General features: G+C 63.3%; 23 protein-coding genes. 13 read left to right on the top strand and 10 right to left on the bottom strand.

The genetic code is table 11. The features are described from left to right. Nucleotides 1-13 precede the first annotated feature (13 nt). Entirely contained in the window at nt 14-1,201 is a 1,188-nt protein-coding gene (coxB, locus tag D3872_RS12120; RefSeq protein ID WP_119811009.1) for a cytochrome c oxidase subunit II, read from the bottom strand. A 362-nt stretch (nt 1,202-1,563) separates the two neighbouring features. Further along, nucleotides 1,564-2,481 carry a methyltransferase domain-containing protein gene (locus D3872_RS12115; protein WP_229459287.1) on the bottom strand — a complete coding sequence of 306 codons (918 nt, stop codon included), beginning with the start codon at nt 2,479-2,481 and terminating at the stop codon, nt 1,564-1,566. Between the two features lie 72 nt (nt 2,482-2,553). Between D3872_RS12115 and D3872_RS12110 the strand changes: the two genes are divergently transcribed. Further along, the gene (locus D3872_RS12110; protein ID WP_119811030.1) at nt 2,554-3,291 is read left to right on the top strand and encodes a ComF family protein; all 738 of its coding nucleotides are present in this window, start codon (nt 2,554-2,556) and stop codon (nt 3,289-3,291) included. Between the two features lie 22 nt (nt 3,292-3,313). Beyond that, the gene (gene trmL, locus D3872_RS12105; protein ID WP_119811007.1) at nt 3,314-3,784 is read left to right on the top strand and encodes a tRNA (uridine(34)/cytosine(34)/5-carboxymethylaminomethyluridine(34)-2'-O)-methyltransferase TrmL; all 471 of its coding nucleotides are present in this window, start codon (nt 3,314-3,316) and stop codon (nt 3,782-3,784) included. Nucleotides 3,785-3,788: 4 nt separating this feature from the next. Here the strand turns inward: trmL and D3872_RS12100 are convergent, their stop codons facing one another. Further along, entirely contained in the window at nt 3,789-4,250 is a 462-nt protein-coding gene (locus D3872_RS12100) for a nuclear transport factor 2 family protein (protein ID WP_147373866.1), read from the bottom strand. Between the two features lie 345 nt (nt 4,251-4,595). Here D3872_RS12100 and D3872_RS12095 point away from each other — a divergent pair, with 345 nt between their 5' ends. Together D3872_RS12095 and D3872_RS12090 are read left to right on the top strand one after the other, a co-directional pair. Further along, on the top strand, nt 4,596-4,835 hold the full coding sequence (locus D3872_RS12095; RefSeq protein WP_119811005.1) for a type II toxin-antitoxin system Phd/YefM family antitoxin: 240 nt from the start codon (nt 4,596-4,598) through the stop codon (nt 4,833-4,835). A gap of 4 nt (nt 4,836-4,839) precedes the next feature. Further along, nucleotides 4,840-5,217: a type II toxin-antitoxin system VapC family toxin gene (locus D3872_RS12090; protein WP_119811004.1), complete on the top strand. Its 378-nt coding sequence runs from the start codon at nt 4,840-4,842 to the stop codon at nt 5,215-5,217. Nucleotides 5,218-5,255: 38 nt separating this feature from the next. On the opposite strand, the gene D3872_RS12085 is transcribed toward D3872_RS12090, so the two are convergent. Next, on the bottom strand, nt 5,256-5,732 hold the full coding sequence (locus D3872_RS12085) for an adenylyltransferase/cytidyltransferase family protein (protein WP_119811003.1): 477 nt from the start codon (nt 5,730-5,732) through the stop codon (nt 5,256-5,258). An 18-nt stretch (nt 5,733-5,750) separates the two neighbouring features. Then, a complete protein-coding gene (locus D3872_RS12080; RefSeq protein WP_119811002.1) occupies nt 5,751-6,938 on the bottom strand; it encodes a PilT/PilU family type 4a pilus ATPase in 1,188 nt (395 codons plus the stop codon). 107 nt (nt 6,939-7,045) lie between these two features. Between D3872_RS12080 and D3872_RS12075 the strand changes: the two genes are divergently transcribed. From D3872_RS12075 to D3872_RS12055, 5 genes are all read left to right on the top strand, one after another. Beyond that, complete coding sequence (locus D3872_RS12075; protein WP_119811001.1) at nt 7,046-7,990, top strand: hydrogen peroxide-inducible genes activator; 945 nt, start codon at nt 7,046-7,048, stop codon at nt 7,988-7,990. A gap of 67 nt (nt 7,991-8,057) precedes the next feature. Further along, on the top strand, nt 8,058-8,912 hold the full coding sequence (gene ubiA / locus D3872_RS12070) for a 4-hydroxybenzoate octaprenyltransferase (protein WP_119811000.1): 855 nt from the start codon (nt 8,058-8,060) through the stop codon (nt 8,910-8,912). A gap of 102 nt (nt 8,913-9,014) precedes the next feature. Then, nucleotides 9,015-9,335 carry an ElaB/YgaM/YqjD family protein gene (locus D3872_RS12065; protein ID WP_119810999.1) on the top strand — a complete coding sequence of 107 codons (321 nt, stop codon included), beginning with the start codon at nt 9,015-9,017 and terminating at the stop codon, nt 9,333-9,335. Nucleotides 9,336-9,341: 6 nt separating this feature from the next. Beyond that, nucleotides 9,342-9,719: a phage holin family protein gene (locus D3872_RS12060; RefSeq protein WP_119810998.1), complete on the top strand. Its 378-nt coding sequence runs from the start codon at nt 9,342-9,344 to the stop codon at nt 9,717-9,719. Continuing rightward, nucleotides 9,712-10,026 carry a hypothetical protein gene (locus tag D3872_RS12055; RefSeq protein WP_119810997.1) on the top strand — a complete coding sequence of 105 codons (315 nt, stop codon included), beginning with the start codon at nt 9,712-9,714 and terminating at the stop codon, nt 10,024-10,026. The genes D3872_RS12060 and D3872_RS12055 overlap by 8 nt, the downstream gene beginning before the upstream one ends. A 34-nt stretch (nt 10,027-10,060) precedes the next feature. Here D3872_RS12055 and proC read toward each other — a convergent pair whose 3' ends face one another. Both proC and D3872_RS12045 read right to left on the bottom strand, forming a co-directional pair. Next, the gene (proC, locus tag D3872_RS12050; protein ID WP_119810996.1) at nt 10,061-10,876 is read right to left on the bottom strand and encodes a pyrroline-5-carboxylate reductase; all 816 of its coding nucleotides are present in this window, start codon (nt 10,874-10,876) and stop codon (nt 10,061-10,063) included. 12 nt (nt 10,877-10,888) lie between these two features. Beyond that, nucleotides 10,889-11,590 (bottom strand): YggS family pyridoxal phosphate-dependent enzyme, encoded by a 702-nt coding sequence (locus tag D3872_RS12045; RefSeq protein ID WP_119811029.1) that lies wholly within the window; start codon nt 11,588-11,590, stop codon nt 10,889-10,891. A gap of 86 nt (nt 11,591-11,676) precedes the next feature. On the opposite strand from D3872_RS12045, the gene D3872_RS12040 reads away from it, so the two are divergent. From D3872_RS12040 to D3872_RS12025, 4 genes are all read left to right on the top strand, one after another. Then, nucleotides 11,677-12,720: a type IV pilus twitching motility protein PilT gene (locus D3872_RS12040; protein ID WP_119810995.1), complete on the top strand. Its 1,044-nt coding sequence runs from the start codon at nt 11,677-11,679 to the stop codon at nt 12,718-12,720. A gap of 18 nt (nt 12,721-12,738) precedes the next feature. Then, the gene (locus tag D3872_RS12035; RefSeq protein ID WP_119810994.1) at nt 12,739-13,875 is read left to right on the top strand and encodes a PilT/PilU family type 4a pilus ATPase; all 1,137 of its coding nucleotides are present in this window, start codon (nt 12,739-12,741) and stop codon (nt 13,873-13,875) included. Further along, nucleotides 13,872-14,363, top strand: a complete 492-nt coding sequence (locus D3872_RS12030) for a glutathione peroxidase (RefSeq protein WP_119810993.1) — start codon at nt 13,872-13,874, stop codon at nt 14,361-14,363. The genes D3872_RS12035 and D3872_RS12030 overlap by 4 nt, the downstream gene beginning before the upstream one ends. A gap of 210 nt (nt 14,364-14,573) precedes the next feature. Beyond that, nucleotides 14,574-14,756, top strand: coding sequence for a hypothetical protein (locus D3872_RS12025; RefSeq protein WP_119810992.1), 183 nt, complete (start codon nt 14,574-14,576; stop codon nt 14,754-14,756). On the opposite strand, the gene glcF is transcribed toward D3872_RS12025, so the two are convergent. The 3 genes from glcF to D3872_RS12010 all read right to left on the bottom strand — a co-directional run. After that, nucleotides 14,740-15,978 carry a glycolate oxidase subunit GlcF gene (glcF, locus tag D3872_RS12020; protein WP_119810991.1) on the bottom strand — a complete coding sequence of 413 codons (1,239 nt, stop codon included), beginning with the start codon at nt 15,976-15,978 and terminating at the stop codon, nt 14,740-14,742. The two genes, D3872_RS12025 and glcF, sit on opposite strands and share 17 nt — an antisense overlap. A 1-nt stretch (nt 15,979) precedes the next feature. Further along, on the bottom strand, nt 15,980-17,035 hold the full coding sequence (glcE, locus tag D3872_RS12015) for a glycolate oxidase subunit GlcE (RefSeq protein WP_119810990.1): 1,056 nt from the start codon (nt 17,033-17,035) through the stop codon (nt 15,980-15,982). Nucleotides 17,036-17,047: 12 nt separating this feature from the next. Then, the coding region (locus D3872_RS12010; RefSeq protein WP_274381716.1) for an FAD-linked oxidase C-terminal domain-containing protein at nt 17,048-17,589 on the bottom strand (542 nt) is incomplete at its 5' end.

The following is a 17,589-nucleotide window of genomic DNA, read 5'->3' as shown; positions in this document are numbered from 1 at the left end:
CTGAAGCTCCTAATTACTTGCGTGCAGCCAGAACTTCGGCTGGTTGAACGATGTTTTCCGATGCCTTGTTCGACCAGTTATTGCGGGTGTAGGTGATCACCGCTGCAATATCCGAATCCGACAGTTGTTTCCATGCTGGCATTTCCGAAGGGTACTTGCCGGTCTTCTGGCCGTTCAGCAGCACGTCGATCTGGTGCGCCTTAGGACCGTTCACACTAGCCGAGCCGTCCAGCGCTGCGAACGCGCCTGGCACGCCCTTGCCGTTGGCCTGGTGGCAGGCCACGCAGTTGGCGCTGTAGACAGCTTCGCCCTTGGTTTTCAGTTCGTCGATGGTCCAGACCTTGGTCGGGTCGTCGGCCAGCGCCGCCATTGCCTTCTTCTGCTCGCCTACCCATGCGCTGTAGTCGGCGTCGGAGACGACGCGCACGACGATCGGCATGAAGGCATGTTCCTTACCGCACAGCTCGGCGCACTGGCCGCGGTAGACGCCGATTTTCTCGGACTTGAACCAGGTGTCGCGCACGAAGCCAGGAATCGCATCCTGCTTGACGCCGAACGCAGGGATCATCCATGCGTGGATCACGTCGTTCGCGGTCAGCACGATGCGGACCTTCTTGTTAACCGGGACAACCATTTCGTTGTCCACTTCCATCAGGTAGTTCTCGGTGCGCTGTTCGGTCGCAGGCACGCCAGGCGCGCCCACTTGCGAACGCGGGGTCGACAGGGTCGACAGGAAGGAGATGCCCTCGCCTTCGCCCTTCAGGTAGTCATAGCCCCACTTCCACTGCATGCCGGTGACCTTGATGGTCAGGTCGGCGTTGGAGGTGTCCTTCATCGCCACCACGGTCTTGGTCGCCGGCAGCGCCATGCCGATAACGATCAGGAAAGGAACGACGGTCCAGGCGATTTCAACTGCGGTCGACTCGTGAAAGGTCGCCGGCTTGTGGCCCAGCGAACGGCGGTGCTTGAACACCGAATAGAACATCACGCCGAACACGGCGACGAAGATCACCAGGCAGACGATCATCATCCAGGTGTGCAAGGTGTCGATCTCGGCCGCAATCCGCGTCACAGGCATCTGCAGATTCAACTGATTCTCGAACGGACGCCCCTGCACCTGTGCCACAGCCAATGCTGGGATGCCGGCTGCCGTAACAGCCAGACCGAGCATCAAGGCTTGAAGTCGCTTTGCATATGTCATGTTTTCCCCAACCACCCAAAGATAAAAATATTTTTAAACGTCCGGCGACCCTTGCCGCAATCGCCGCCGCTCCAAATCCATCGCACAAAAAGGCCCCATACCGGAAAGTCGCGCAAAATGCGGCGAACCCGGTGGAACCTGTCATCGTTCACGGCGGCGAAAACACACCGGTGACCGCTGGCTTGCTATTGCGCTCGACGCGCCGCTGCTTCGTTCGCCCATTTTTTAGGCAAACACAGCCGGAGTCGACAAAATTAGTCGTTGATTATACTCAATGAGTGGCCTCTTCATCAAGGAATAATCCTCCCTTGCCAATGTTCGGCCCTTGTAATTCAGCCCGCAGTACCCATGTTTTGGGGCGGTCAGCGCGGCCGTGGCGGCTCGAAGCGGATGATCGCCTCGCCCGCCGCCGTCTTGCGCGGGGCCGGCCGGAACGCATGGCCGTAGATCACTTCGAAGGTCAGGCCGAGCTTGCCGTCCGGGCGGCGCTGCCGTTCCAGCGCCGCCAGCATCCTCTGCCACGCGGCGCGGCCCACCAGCCCGCGCGCGCGCGTCGCCAGCGGGTTGCCGCCCAGTGCACGCACGTCGGCCAGCAGCGCTTCGGCCGTGTCATAGGTGACCGTGATGACCTCCATGTCCATCACCGGCGTCGAAAAGCCCGCCTCCACCAGCTGGTCGCCGAAGTCGTGCATGTCGACGAAGGGCAGCGCATGCGGAGTTTCGTCCATGCTGGCAAACGCCGCGCGCAGCTCGCGCAGGGTGTCCGGGCCGAAGCTGGAAAACATCAGCAAGCCATCGACCCGCAGCACGCGGCGCCATTCCGCGAATACCCGGTCCGGCTGCGGATGCCACAGCAGCGCAAGGTTCGACCACACCAGGTCGACCGAGTTCGGGCCAAGCGGCAGCGCGCCGAAATCGCCGCACAGCAGGTCGATGCCGGTCCTGGATGGCATCAGGCGGTTCAATACCGACTTCAGGCTTGACGCGGGCGCTGAAGTGCGGGCGGCGGCGATCATTCCTATATTCGAGTCAATCCCGACGATTTGGGCTGCAGGGTAGTCTTTTTGCAACAATCCGAGATCGGGGCCAGTACCGCAGCCGGCGTCGAGCACGCGCGCCGGGGCGACCTTCACCAGTTGCAGCCGTTCATGCATGCGCGCGGCGATTTCGCGGCGCAGGAAATCGGCGGGCGCCATCCGCGCCGGATCGGCAAACAGCGTGCGCACGCGCGCCTGGTCGATCGGCGCGCTCATTTTGGAAGGAGACTGGGGGTTTGCCATGTTTCTGGTGCGATGCGTGACGCGGGAATGAGATAATGGCGGAAGTGTACATGTTTGCTGGGAGCCAAGCCCGTGCCCGACCGTTTGCGCCCGAGTCCGCGTAGCTGGCCGCTGGCCCTGGCGCGCGCCCTGCTGCCCTCGTCCTGCGCGCTGTGCGGCGCGGGTTGCGACGGCGTCGTGTGCGCGCCCTGCCACGCCGAGCATGTGGCGCCGCGCCGGCCGCGCTGCCGCTGCTGCGCCAACCCGCTCGATGCCGGCGGTGCGCGCTGCGCCTCCTGCCTGGCCGGGAGTCCGGCTTTCGACGCCACCGTGGCCGCGGTCGATTACGCGCTGCCGCTCGACCAGCTGGTGCTGCAGCTGAAGTTCGGCGGGCGGCTCGCCCTGGCGCCGTGGTTTGCGCGGATAATCGCCGGCGTCGTGCGCGAGGACCGCCAGTTCGCGCTGCCAAACGTGCTGTGCCCCGTTCCGCTGGGGCCGCAACGGCTGGCCGGGCGCGGCTTCAACCAGGCGCTGGAGATAGCGCGGCCGCTGTCGAAACTGCTGGGAATCCCGCTGCGGCCGCGGCTGGCGATCCGCGCGCTGGAGACGCCGGCGCAGTCGGGCGTGGCCCCGGCCCAGCGCCGCGCCAACATCCACAACGCGTTCATCGTGGCGCCGGACGCGCTGGCGATGGTGCGCGGACTGCACATCGGCATCGTCGACGACGTGATGACCAGCGGGCACACGCTGAACGAACTGGCCGCGACGTTCAAGCGTTTCGGCGCGGCGCGCGTGAGCAACCTGGTGTTCGCGCGCACGCCGCCCCATTGATTACTGAAGAAGGAGAAGTACCTTGTTCCACGTCGTACTGGTTGAACCCGAGATCCCGCCGAACACCGGCAACGTCATCCGCCTGTGCGCCAACACCGGGGCGCAGCTGCACCTGATCGAGCCGCTCGGGTTCCCGCTGGACGACGCCAAGATGAAGCGCGCCGGGCTGGACTACCACGAGTACGCGCCGATGAAGGTGCACAAGAACTGGGAAGCCTTCCTGGCCGACGCCAAACCGGATCCGGCGCGCATGTTCGCGATGACCACGCATGGCTCGTCGCCGTTTGCCGACGCGAAGTTCCAGCCGGGCGACGTGTTCGTGTTCGGCTCGGAAGGACGCGGCCTGGCGCCCGCGCTGCGCGAGTCGTTCCCACCGGCGCAGCGGCTCCGCCTGCCGATGCGGCCCGACAACCGCAGCCTGAACCTGTCGAACACGGTAGCGGTCGTGGTGTTCGAGGCCTGGCGCCAGAACGGCTACGCCGGCGGCGCGTAATAGGTTAATGCAGTGGGCGCGGGATGGCGTCGCCTGCCGTCGGTGCGCGGACTGCAGCCGCGCCGCTTTGGCGGTAGGCTTCCACGATCTTGTGCGTATCGAGCAACTCCCGGAATGACGTCATCAGGCCGTCCTTGACGGTGAAGATATGCCCCCAGTCGCTGCCCCACTCGACGCCGCTATCCCGTATTGTCCAGTCGTAATGGCCAAGCGCGACCACTCGGTCACCGTTGGCGAAAAATTCCTTTGGCTCGAAGTTGCGGCACAGCTGCGCAGTGTCGAGCTGCTTGAAGAACTCGGCAACTTCTTCACGTCCGTGGCGGTTCCCCGAGAAATCGACGCCTGGCAACTCGGCCATTTCCCAGTCAATATCCGGCGCCATATGCGACAGCACTTTCTCGATGTCGGCCGCCATGTAGGCGGCATAGCACTGCTTTACTAAATCGATGTTCGCCTGTTCGTTCATGATTTCCTCCCCTTTGATGGAGCTTGCCAACTGCAATTATTGAAGGATCGGCCTTTCCATCATTCGAATGCGGCCACGGCGCCGTTCTTCATGGTGAACATGCGCACCCAGTCGCTGCCGAATTCCAGGCCGCTAGCCCTGACCGTCCAGTCGTGGTGACCGGGCACGTTCTCCCCAATCCAGTCAGGTCAAAAGATCAGTATTGGCTGCACGGGGACGAACTTCAATGGCGACGTCGAAATAAATCAAAATCATCGCACCGCTCCGCATGTGCTGCGTCAAGTGCATCGCTTGCACCGCATTCCAAGCAGCGATAAGATTTAAGGAGACAAGATTGGACCAGCCATGAAAAGCCTGACAGTGCACGAAGCCCAAATCCAACTCACCGAGTTGGTAGACGCAGTTGTCGCCGGCGAAGACGTTGTCCTCGTGAAGAATGGCATCCCGGTTGCACAGCTGGTACGCATTGATCCCCCGGCAAAACGTCCTCGTCCCGCTGGACTTTTCAAGGGGAAAATCAAAGTCGCCGATGATTTTGACGCACCATTGCCTGATGAAGTGCTGGATGGGTTCGAAGGTAGGTAATGTAATGCGTGTATTACTCGATACACACGTTTATCTTTGGTTCGTGCAGGATGAAGCCAAGTTGAGACGACCGGCCTTCCAACTCATTCAAAACGCCGACGAGGTCTTTGTAAGCAGCGCAACGATCTGGGAAATAGCGATCAAGGGTGCGCTGGGCAAGATACAAGCGGACGTACCGGCCTTGGTCCAGAAATTGCAACGGAACGGGTTCAAGGAACTGCCAGTGCAGATGGCACATGCGGTTCAAGTCAGAACCTTGCCCCTGTTTCACCGTGATCCGTTCGACCGTATGTTAGTCGCGCAAGCAATGGTTGGGCAGCTCAGGCTTCTGACAGCAGACCGACGCTTGCGGAGATATTCTCCGCTTGTGATCGATGCATGACGCCCGCCAAGGACTCCCCTGGTGTCGAGCGTGCGCACCTATCCCGCGCGTACTTTCGTCAGCAGCTTGGTCGTCGAACGGTCATGTTCGAAGTCGATCGCGACGGCCTGCCCGCCGTAGGCCAGCACAGCCTTGCCTTCCGGGATGGCAGTCATGTCGTAGTCACCGCCCTTGGCGTAGATGTCGGGCCGCGCTTCCAGCACCACTTCCAACGCCGTATCCTCGTCAAAATCGACCACCAGGCTGACCGACTCCAGCGCCGCCAGCACGGCCATGCGGTCCGGCGCCGCGTTCAGCGGGCGGTCGTCGCCCTTGCCCAGCCGCTTGACCGAGGCGTCGGTATTGGCCGCCACCACCAGCGACGCGCCCAGCGCGCGCGCCTGCGCCAGGTAGGTCACGTGCCCGCGGTGCAGGATGTCGAACACGCCGTTGGTCAGCACCACCGGCTTGGTTAGCGCGGCAACCCGCGCCTTCAGTTCACTGCGGGTGCAAATCTTCTTCTCGAAATCAGCCATGTAGTCGTTTTTAAAAGGTCAGTGTGCCGGCTTGTCGTCGTCGCCGTCGTCGTCGAGCGCCATCGACAGGTCATCGGCCGTGGTGGCGCTGGCGTTGCCCGGCTCCTTGCGGTCGCCGCGCAGCTTGATCTGCAGGCGCAGGCCGTTGGCCGAATCGGCGTTGCGGATCGCTTCGTCATAGCCGATGTGGCCCTGGTTGTACAACTCGTACAGCGCCTGGTCGAAGGTGCACATGCCCAGCTCGCGCGACTTGTGCATGATCTCCTTGATGCCGTGGAAGTTCCCTTTGAAGATCATCTCGCTGATGGTGGCGGTGTTCAGCAAAATTTCGATCGCGGCCTTGCGGCCCTTGCCGTCCTCGGTACGTACCAGCCGCTGCGAGACGATGCCGCGCAGGTTGGACGACAGGTCCATCAGCAGCTGGTTGCGGCGCTCTTCCGGGAAGAAGTTGATGATGCGGTCCATCGTCTGGTTCGCATTGTTCGCGTGCAGGGTGCCGAGGCACAGGTGGCCGGTTTCGGCGAACGCGATCGCGTGCTCCATCGTTTCGGTGTCGCGGATCTCGCCGATCAGGATCACGTCCGGCGCCTGGCGCAGCGTATTCTTCAGCGCGTTGTGCCACGAGTGGGTGTCGACGCCCACTTCGCGGTGCGTGATCAGGCAGTTCTTGTTCTTGTGGACGTATTCCACCGGGTCTTCGACCGTGATGATATGCCCCGCCGAATTGGCGTTGCGGTAGTCGATCATCGCGGCCAGCGTGGTGGACTTGCCCGAACCCGTGCCGCCGACGACCAGCACCAGCCCGCGCTTGGTCATGATGACGTCCTTCAGCACTTCCGGCAGGCCGAGCTTGTCAAAATTGGGAATCTCGGACGCGATGGTACGCACCACCATCGCCACGCACTGCTGCTGCACGAAGACGTTGACGCGGAAACGGCACACGTTGGGCAGCGAGATCGCGAAATTGCACTCCATCTCGGCTTCGAACTCGGTGCGCTGGCGCTCGTTCATCAGCGACAGCGCGAGCGCGCGCGTCACGTCGCCGGTCAGGCGCTGCTGGCTGAGCGGTTTCATCGCGCCCTGGTGCTTCATGCTGGGCGGGAAATCGGCCGAGATGAACAGGTCGGAACCGCCCTGGTGATGCATCACGGTGAGCAGTTTGTGTATATATGCCTGGGCTTCCGCCGGGCCAAAGGTCGTGGACATGGGAGCCTCTCTCGGATTATGCTAGGGCTGGACTAGCCCCCGCGGCAATTATATCGACACCATTCCGGTAGAATATAATTTCTTTGAATCCCAGCCGGTTCCACCCCATGACCCTGACCGAACTGAAATACATCGTTGCCGTTGCGCGTGCGAAACATTTCGGCCATGCCGCGGAAGCCTGCTACGTCGCCCAGCCCACCCTGTCGGTCGCCATCAAGAAGCTCGAAGACGAGCTGGGCGTCGTGCTGTTCGAGCGCGGCGGCGCGGAAGTGTCGGTCACCCCGCTGGGCGCCCAGATCGTGGCCCAGGCCGAGCGCGTGCTGGAGCAGACCGCCGCGATCAAGGAGCTGGCCAAGCAGAACAAGGACCCGCTGGCCGGGCCGCTGCGCCTGGGCGTGATCTACACCATCGGGCCTTACCTGCTGCCGCCGCTGGTCAAGAACGTCATCGAGCAGCTTCCCCAGATGCCGCTGGTCCTGCAGGAGAACTTCACGGTGCGCCTGCTGGAACTGCTGCGCCAGGGCGAGCTGGACGCGGCCATCATGGCGCTGCCGCTGCCGGAGCACGGCATGTCGATGCAGACGCTGTACGACGAGCCGTTCGTGGTCGCCATGCCGAAGGACCATCCATGGGCCGCGCGCAAGGCCATTTCGGCGGCCGACCTCAAATCCGAAACCATGCTTTTGCTGGGCAACGGCCACTGCTTCCGCGACCAGGTGCTGGAAGTGTGCCCCGAGATGGCGCGCTTTTCATCGCCGGGCAACGGCATGCAGCGCACCTTCGAAGGCTCGTCGCTGGAGACGATCCGCCACATGGTCGCCAGCGGCATCGGCCTGACCGTCCTTCCGCGCGCCTCGGTGGCCGACATGCACCCGAAGGACAGCATGCTGCGCTACGTGCCGTTCGAGGAACCGGCGCCCTCGCGCCGCGTGGTCATCGTCTGGCGCAAGAGCTTCACGCGGCGCGCCGCGATCGAAGCCGTCTGCGCCGCCGTGGCCGCCTGCGAGCTGCCGGGTGTGGAGATGCTCGCGCCCGAGCCCGTCGCCGCCTGAAGCGCCGCTCAACCCGGCTTCGTGCGTCGGAGTAAAATCGTGCATTGCATCAACTACTAAGCACTCGATGAACAAGCTGGCGCTCTATTTTCGGCTGGTCCGCGCTGACAAGCCGATCGGTATCCTGTTACTCCTGTGGCCGACCCTGATGGCCCTGTGGATGGCGTCGGGCGGCATACCCGCCCTCGGCGTCGCGCTGATCTTCATCCTCGGCACCGCGCTGATGCGCTCGGCGGGTTGCGCCGTCAACGACTTCGCCGACCGCGATTTCGACAAGCACGTCAAGCGCACTGCCGAGCGTCCACTCACCTCCGGCCGCATCAAGGGCTGGGAAGCGCTGATGGTCGCCGGCGTGCTGGCGGTGGTTTCGTTCGTGCTGATCCTGCCGCTCAACACGCTGACCAAGCAACTGTCGGTGGCCGCCCTCATCATCGCCGGCACCTACCCTTACTTCAAGCGCTTCTTCGCCATTCCCCAGGCTTACCTGGGCATCGCGTTCGGCTTCGGCATCCCGATGGCGTTCGCCGCGGTGCTCGGCGCCGTGCCGGCCGTCGCCTGGTGGCTGCTGGTGGGGAATGTGTTCTGGGCCGTTGCCTACGATACCGAATACGCGATGGTGGATCGCGACGACGACCTCAAGATCGGCATCCGCACCTCGGCCATCACCTTCGGCCGCTTCGACGTGGCCGCCGTGATGCTGTGCTACGGCGCCGCGCTGGCCATTTTCCTGGTCTGCGGCTGGCAATTGGGCCTGCGCTACTGGTTCGCCGGCGGCATCGCCATGGCCGCCGGCATGGCGCTCTATCACTACACGCTGATCCGCCACCGCGAGCGGATGGCCTGTTTTGCAGCGTTTCGCCACAACAATTGGTTGGGTGCGGCGGTTTTCGCTGGTGTCGCGTTAGACTACGCGCTAGGATAATCTTGTCCGAAAGGCACACTTGAAAAATTGTATTCGCGCAATATATACAGGAGTGCAATCCCCTACACTGCATTCGACCAATTTTAATTAGCGAGGAATTCGATGATCCAGCAAATCCCAACCAAGACCGGCGCCCGTGACCAGCTCATGAACGACCTGAAATCGGTGATCCAGGATGCGGAAGCCTGGCTGCGCCACGGCGGCCAGCTGACTGGCGAAGAATTCCAGGCTGCCAAGGCCAAGTTCGAAAAGACGCTGACCAGCGCCAAGGCCGACCTGATCCGCCTGGAGGAAACCGTGGTTGAGAAGACCAAGGAAGCGGCCAAGGCCACCGACGAATACGTCCACGAGAATCCATGGAAATCGGTCTGCATCGGCGCCGGCGTCGGCCTGCTGCTGGGCGTGCTGATCTCGCGCCGCTAACCGGCCATGGCGATCCTCGAATCGGTCGGACGGCTTGGGTCGACCCTGGTCGACATGGTGCACACGCGGCTGGAACTGGCTGCGGTGGAGGTCGAGGAGGAATCCCAGCGCATGCTGGGCTACCTGCTGTTCGGCCTGCTCGCCATCATCCTGTTCGGGGTCGCTTTCCTGCTGGTTGCCTTCCTGGTGATCGTGCTGTATTGGGACACAAACCGGATCACAGCGATCGCCGTCATGGCGGCGCTGTTCGCGGGCGCCGGGACCATCGTGGCGATGAAGGTCAAGGCCGGCTTCGACCGCAAGCCGCGCCTGCTCGAACACACCATCGCGGAACTGCGCAAGGACATGGCGTACGCCCGCACCGTGAGGCACCTGGATGAGTAAGCCGGGCAAACATTCGCCGATCACGCTGGCGGCAAAGCGCCAGGCCTTGCTGGCCGAGTGCGCGCTCCAGCGCATCAACGCGGCCCATGAGGTCAGCGAGATCATGGCGCCGATCCGCAACGTGCGCGAGAAGGTGGGCGGGAACCTGGCGATTCCCATGTCGGCGGCCGGGATCGTGGTCGGGATACTGGCCAACAGGCGCAAGAAGCTGGTGCCGATGCTGACCACGGCGTTTTCGCTGTGGAAGCTGGGGAAGAGTTTGATGGAGAGCTGGCGGGAGCACAAGGCTGCGCAGCACGCACCTTGAGCTTGCCCAGCAGCGCCAGCACGCCGTACTGGCTTTAATCCCTGCCCAGTTCTTCTCCAAGTTCACGGCCGCGCGCCGACGCGGCTTTCACCGCATTCACCACCGCCTCCTTCACCCCGCTCTGCTCCATGCTGGTCAGCGCCGCATACGTCGTGCCGCCCTTCGACGTCACCCGCTCGCGCAGCACGCTTAACGGCTCGTCCGACCGCTTGGCCAGCTCGGCCGCGCCAGCAAAGGTGGCCACCGCCAGCTCCCTGCCCTGCTCCGCGCTCAGGCCCAGTTCCACCGCGGCCTGCTGCATCGCTTCCAGAAAATAGAACACATACGCCGGCCCGCTGCCCGAAACGCCGGTCACCGGATCGATCATCGCTTCGTCATCGAGCCACACGGTTTCGCCAACCGCCTTCATGATCGCGTCCGCGGCCGCCTTCTGCGCATCGCTCACGCCCTGCATCGCCACCATCCCCGTGATGCCGCGCCCGATCAGCGCCGGCGTATTCGGCATGGTGCGAACGATGGCGGCGTGTCCGCCGAGCCAGCGCGCCAGGTCGGCGCCGCGGATGCCGGCAGCAATCGAAAGCACCAGTGCATCGCTGCGCAGGTGCTGCTTCAGCGACGCCGCCACATCGCGCATCTGCTGCGGCTTCACCGACAACACCACCACGTCGCTCGCCGCCACCGCCGCATCGACCGTACCGGCCGTGGTGACGCCATGCGCGGCATGGAGCTTGTCGAGCGCGCCTGCGTTCGGATCGACCACGTGGATGTTACTGCCCGCAGTGAATTTGCCGGCCAGCCCGGAGATCAGCGCGGATGCCATGTTGCCCCCGCCGATGAATGCGATTTTCATGCTTGTCCTTGTTTATTCGTAGTTGCGTGAACCGAAAATGGCGCTGCCGACGCGCACGATGGTGGCGCCTTCCGCGACCGCGGCCTCCATGTCCGCCGACATCCCCATCGACAGCGTATCGAGGTCGAAGCCATCGGCGCGCAGGCGCTCGAAGTGGCCGCGCAGCCGCGCGAACGCGGCGCGCTGGCGTGCGTAATCCCTTTCTGGTTCGGGAATCGCCATCAGCCCGCGCAGGCGCAGCTTCGGCAGCGCCGCCACTTCGCGTGCGAGGTCGTCCAGCTCCCCGGGCGAGGCGCCGCTCTTGCTGGCCTCCCCGCTGATGTTCACCTGCAGGCAGATGTTCAGCGGCGGCAGGCCGTCGGGACGCTGCTCCGACAGGCGCTGCGCGATCTTCAGGCGTTCTACCGTGTGCACCCATTCGAAGTTGGCCGCGATCGGCCGCGTCTTGTTACTTTGGATAGGGCCGATGAAGTGCCACTCGAGCGCGGCGCCAGGCAAGGCGGATGCGACCGCGGCCTTCTTGTCGATGGCTTCCTGCAGGTAGTTCTCGCCAAAGGCGCGCTGGCCGGCGTGGAAGGCCTCGACCACGGCCTCCGGCGGAAAGGTCTTGGAAACGGCGAGTAGTTGAACGTCGGCGCGCGAACGGCCGGCGGCGTTTGCGGCTGCAACAATTGTGGCATCGACTGCTTGCAAGTTCTGTGCGATTGTGGACATAATCATTTTCTTAGAGCAATCAAGCACTTAGGTAAATGTCAACGCAAACGGCTGGCATGCGCCCATTTACGGCACAGGGATTATAAATGGACATCTCCGAATTACTCGCATTCTCCGTCAAGAACAAGGCATCCGACCTGCACCTGTCCGCAGGCCTGCCGCCGATGATCCGCGTGCACGGCGACGTACGCCGCATCAACCTGCCGCCGCTGGAGCACAAGGACGTGCACAGCATGATCTATGACATCATGAACGACGGCCAGCGCAAGCAGTACGAAGAAGTGTTGGAGTGCGACTTCTCGTTCGCCATTCCCGGCCTGGCGCGCTTCCGCGTCAACGCCTTCAACCAGGAGCGCGGCGCGTCGGCCGTGCTGCGTACGATTCCATCCAAGATCCTCAGCCTGCAGGACCTGAACGCGCCCAAGATCTTCGGCGAACTGGCGATGCGCCCGCGCGGGCTGGTGCTGGTCACCGGCCCAACCGGTTCGGGCAAGTCGACCACGCTGGCGGCGATGGTCAACCACCTGAACGAAAACGAGTACGGCCACATCCTGACCATCGAAGACCCGATCGAATTCGTGCACGACTCGAAGAAGTGCCTGATCAACCAGCGCGAAGTCGGCCCGCATACCCTGTCGTTCAACAACGCGCTGCGTTCGGCGCTGCGCGAAGACCCGGACTGCATCCTGGTCGGCGAATTGCGCGACCTCGAAACCATCCGCCTCGCGCTGTCCGCCGCGGAAACCGGCCACCTCGTGTTCGGCACGCTGCACACCTCCTCCGCCGCCAAGACCATCGACCGTATCGTCGACGTGTTCCCGGCCGATGAAAAGGAGATGGTCCGCGCCATGCTGTCCGAATCGCTGCAGGCCGTGATTTCGCAGACCCTGCTCAAGACCAAGGACGGCACGGGCCGCGTCGCTGCGCACGAAATCATGATCGGAACGCCGGCGATCCGCAACCTGATCCGCGAAGCGAAGATCGCGCAGATGTACTCGGCGATCCAGACCGGCAGCAACGTCGGCATGCAGACGCTGGACCAGAACCTGACCGACCTCGTTCGCCGCAACGTGATCTCCAGCGCGGCCGCCCGCAACGCCGCCAAGATCCCGGAAAACTTCCCAGGCTAAGCACATAAAGGACACGCGATGGAACGCGACCAGGCTTCAAAATTCATGTTCGACCTGCTGCGCCTGATGACCAGCAAGGGCGGCTCCGATCTGTTCATCACCGCCGGCTTCCCGCCCGCGATGAAAATCGACGGCAAGATGACGCCGGTATCGAGCCAGGCGCTCACCGCATCGCACACGGCCGACCTGGCGCGCGCGATCATGAACGACAAGCAGACCGCCGCCTTCGAGCTGACCAAGGAATGCAATTTCGCGATCAGCCCGGGCGACCTGGGACGCTTCCGCGTCTCCGCCTTCGTGCAAATGAGCTGCGTGGGCATGGTGCTGCGCACGATCACCACCACCATCCCGAAGCTGGAAGACCTCGAACTGCCGCCGGTACTGTCGGACATCATCATGTCCAAGCGCGGCCTCGTGATCATGGTGGGCGCCACCGGCTCGGGCAAATCGACGACGCTGGCCGCGATGGTCGGCTACCGCAACGAGAACAGCTACGGCCACATCATCACCATCGAAGACCCGGTCGAATACGTCCACCCGCATAAGAACTGCGTGATCACGCAGCGCGAAGTGGGTGTCGACACCGACAGCTTCGAAGCGGCGCTGAAAAACTCGCTGCGCCAGGCGCCGGACGTGATCCAGATCGGCGAGATCCGCGACCGCGAGACGATGGAGCATGCGATCGCGTTCGCCGAAACCGGCCACCTGTGCCTGGCCACGCTGCACGCGAACAGCGCCAACCAGGCGCTCGACCGCATCATCAACTTCTTCCCGGAAGAGCGCCGCCAGCAGTTGCTGATGGACTTGTCGCTGAACCTGCGCGGCCTCGTGTCGCAGCGCCTGATCCCGCGCAAGGAGTCCAAGGGCCGCGTGGTGGCGGTCGAGGTGATGCTCAATTCGCCGCTGATCTCGGACCTGATCTTCAAGGGCGAAGTCCATGAGATCAAGGAGATCATGAAGAAGTCGCGCGAGCTGGGCATGCAGACCTTCGACCAGGCACTGTTCGACCTGCACGAAGCCGACAAGATCAGCTACGAAGACGCGCTGCGCAACGCCGACTCGGTCAACGACCTGCGCCTGACCATCAAGCTGCAGGGCAAGGACGCCAAGAACCGCGACCTGTCGGCGGGTACCGAACACCTGGGCATCGTGTGACAGCGGGCGTCCACGATTTCCAGGCCACCGGCATCGCGGGCGAAGCGGTCGACTTGTCGCGCTACCGCGGCAAGGTGCTGCTGATCGTGAACACCGCCAGCGAATGCATGTTCACGCCGCAGTACAAGCAACTGGAGCAGGTGTACCAGCAGTTCCGCGATCGCGGCGTGGAGGTGCTTGGATTCCCCTGCAATCAGTTCCGCGAACAGGAGCCTGGGACGGAGCAGGAGATTGGCGCATTCTGCGAGAAGAATTACGGCGTGACCTTCCCGATGTTCGCCAAGGTGAAGGTCAATGGCAAGGACGCGCATCCGCTGTTCAAGTATCTGGCACAGGAAGCGCCGGGGTTCCTCGGAACCGGGATCATCAAGTGGAACTTCACCAAGTTCCTGGTGCGGAAGGACGGCAGCGTGTACAAGCGCTACGCGCCTCAAGCTTCGCCGCAAAGCATCGTCCGCGATATCGAAAAACTGCTACTTGAACCGTAGGGCGGATAAGCAACGCGCATCCGCCATTTCATGCTCCAACGCGGCGCTTGCAATGGCGGGTGCGCGTTGCTTACCCGCCCTACGTTTATGAAATTGGCAGCCCATGAGATATTCACAATGGCAATGTTGAACATATGAAAATGAAATTGGCGTTATGAATCAGTCGATCCCATAATCTGTCTCTACAAACAGAGAGAGAAAGGATCGATTGTGAACATCGCCAAACATATGGAAGCCATTGTCATCGTAGCTGCCGTCGCACTCACCAGCGCCGCCGCCATCGCGTCGCCAGCAGGCCGCTGGCATACTGGCGACGCCGCCGAAACCAGCATCGGCAATTCCGACACCCTGGTCGTCAACGGCAAAGGCCTGACCGCTACGCTGGCCTGGTAGTCTTCGCCAGCGCCTGGTCGATCAACTCGATCCAGTGCGACACTGGCGTATCGGTGCCCGATTGCAGGTGGGTCTGGCAACCGATATTGGCCGATACGATGACCTCGGGACGGGTGGCCTGCAAACCAGCCAGCTTCCTGTCCCTGAGTTCAGTAGAGAGCTCCGGCTGCAACACCGAATAAGTGCCCGCCGAACCGCAGCAAAGATGATTGTCGACGCAGAGATGCACATCGAAGCCGACAGCATGCAGCACCTTCTCCACCTTCCCCCTGATCTGCTGGCCGTGCTGCAAAGTGCATGGCGGATGGTAAGCCACGCGCTTTTCGAACGTCCCCTTCAGCCGCGCCGCCAGCTCCGCCTCGAACTCCGGCACGATTTCGGACAGGTCGCGCGTCATCGCTGAAATGCGCTTCGCCTTCTCCGCATACGCGCTGTCGTGCGCCAGCAGATGGCCGTATTCCTTGACCGTGACGCCGCAGCCGGAAGCGGTCATCACGATCGCCTCCACCTGTTCCACCAGCGGCCACCATGCGTCGATATTGCGGCGCATGTCGTCGAGTCCCGCCTCCTGGTCGTTCATGTGGAAGCGTAGCGCGCCGCAGCAGCCGGCCTTCGGCGCGACGACCAGCTGGACGCCCACGGCATCGAGTACGCGCGCCGTGGCGGCGTTGATGTTGGGAGCCATCGCCGGTTGCACGCAGCCTTCGAGCACCAGCATCTTGCGGGCGTGGGTGCGCGAGGGCCACAGGCCCGGATTGGTGGTGCGTGGCAGCTTGTCCTGCAGCGCGGGCGACAGCAAGGGGCGGAACAGCTGGCCTGCCTTGAACGCCGGCTTGAAGATCCACTTGCGCGGCAGCGCTTCCTTCAGGACCGTGCGCTTGATGCGCTCGGCCAGCGGCCGCTGCACGCGCTGCTCCACCACCTTGCGGCCGATGTCGGCCAGGCGGCCGTACTTGACGCCCGACGGGCAGGTGGTCTCGCAGTTGCGGCAGGTGAGGCAGCGGTCGAGATGGAGCTGGGTCTTGCGCGTGACTTCCGCGCCTTCGAGCACCTGCTTGATCAGGTAGATGCGGCCGCGCGGGCCATCGAGTTCGTCGCCCAGCACCTGGTAGGTCGGACAGGTGGCAGTGCAGAAGCCGCAGTGCACGCAGGCGCGCAGGATCGCCTCGGCCTCGTCGCCTTCGCGCGTGCCCTTGATGAAATCGGCGAGATTGGTTTGCATGTCAGTACATCCGTCCGGGATTGAAAATGTGCGATGGATCGAACGCCGTCTTGAGCCGTTCATGAATCTTCGCGACGGCGGGCGCCAGCGGATGGAATACGCCAACGCCCTTGTCGCCGCCCCGGAACAGGGTGGCGTGGCCGCCGACCGCCGCCGCAGTGCGGCGGATTTTCTGCGCCGTCTCCGCGTCGCTGCCGGCCTTCAGCCAGCGCTGCGCGCCGCCCCACTCGATCAGCTGCTCGCCCTTCAAGATGATCGCGCCCGCGGCGGTTGGCACCGACAGGCGCCACAGGCATTCAGCATCCGCGAAAAACGCGTGCTGCTGTTCACGCAGGCTTTTCCAGAATGTGTCGGCGTCGGCGACGCCCTCCCCGCCCAGCGAGCGTACGGCCGCGTCGACCGCAGCCTCCGCGCCCGACAGGCGAATGAACAGGACGCCATCGCTCCAGCAGCTGGCCGAGACCGGCAGCGGCTGTCCGCCCCACTCGTTCAGCATGCGCAGCGCCTCGATTTCGCTGGCCTCGAAACGGAGCGTCGCTTCGCGTACCGCGCGCGGCAGCACTTTGACCGACATCTCAAGCAGCAGCCCGAGTGTTCCAAGCGAGCCGGCCAGCAGGCGCGATACGTCATACCCTGCCACATTCTTCATCACCTGGCCGCCGAACGTCAGCTCCTGCCCTTTGCCATCCATGAGCTTCGCGCCCAGCATGAAGTCGCGCAATGCGCCGCTACTTGCGCGGCGAGGGCCGGACAGGCCGCAGGCGACCGCGCCGCCAAACGTAGCGCCGGCGCCGAAGTACGGCGGTTCGAACGCCAGCATCTGGTTGCGTTCCGCTAGCACCGCTTCGATTTCCGCCAGCGGGGTACCGCAGCGCGCGGTGATCACCAGTTCAGTCGGCTCGTAGTCGACAATGCCGCTGTGCGTGCGCGTGTCGAGGATGTCGCCCTCGATGCGCTGGCCGTACCAGTCCTTGGTGCCGCCGCCGCGAATGCGCAGCGCGCGCCCGCTTGCAGATGCCGACAGCACCTGTTCCCTGAATTGTTCAATCGACTGCAATGAAAGCTCCCATCAGAAACGCGGCAGGTTCGCAAACGGCAGCACGCCGCCGCTGACCCGCATCTTGCCGAATTCCGCACAGCGGTTCAGCGTTGGAATCGCCTTGTCCGGATTGAGCAGCATAGGCACGTCGAACGCGCGCTTCACCGCGAAAAATGCATCGAGTTCCTCACGGGTGAACTGGATGCACATCGAATTGATTTTTTCCATGCCCACGCCGTGTTCGCCGGTGATGGTGCCGCCCACTTCGACGCACAAGGCCAGGATGGCGGCGCCGAACGCTTCGGCACGCTCGAATTCGCCCGGCTTGTTCGCATCGAACAGGATCAGCGGGTGCAGGTTGCCGTCGCCGGCGTGGAACACGTTCGCGCAGCGCAGGCCGAAGGTCTTTTCCATTTCCTCGATACCGGTCAATACCTGCGCCAGGTTCTTGCGCGGGATGGTGCCGTCCATGCAGTAGTAGTCCGGCGAAATGCGGCCCGCCGCCGGGAAGGCGTTCTTGCGGCCCGACCAGAAGCGCATGCGTTCCTGCTCGGACTGCGACACGGCGATGG

Origin of the sequence: Massilia cavernae, from assembly GCF_003590855.1 — a bacterium.
Taxonomy (GTDB): domain Bacteria; phylum Pseudomonadota; class Gammaproteobacteria; order Burkholderiales; family Burkholderiaceae_D; genus Telluria_A; species Telluria_A cavernae.
The sequence above is the reverse complement of the archived record's forward strand: the minus strand, read 5'-3'. Positions and strand labels throughout refer to the sequence as shown.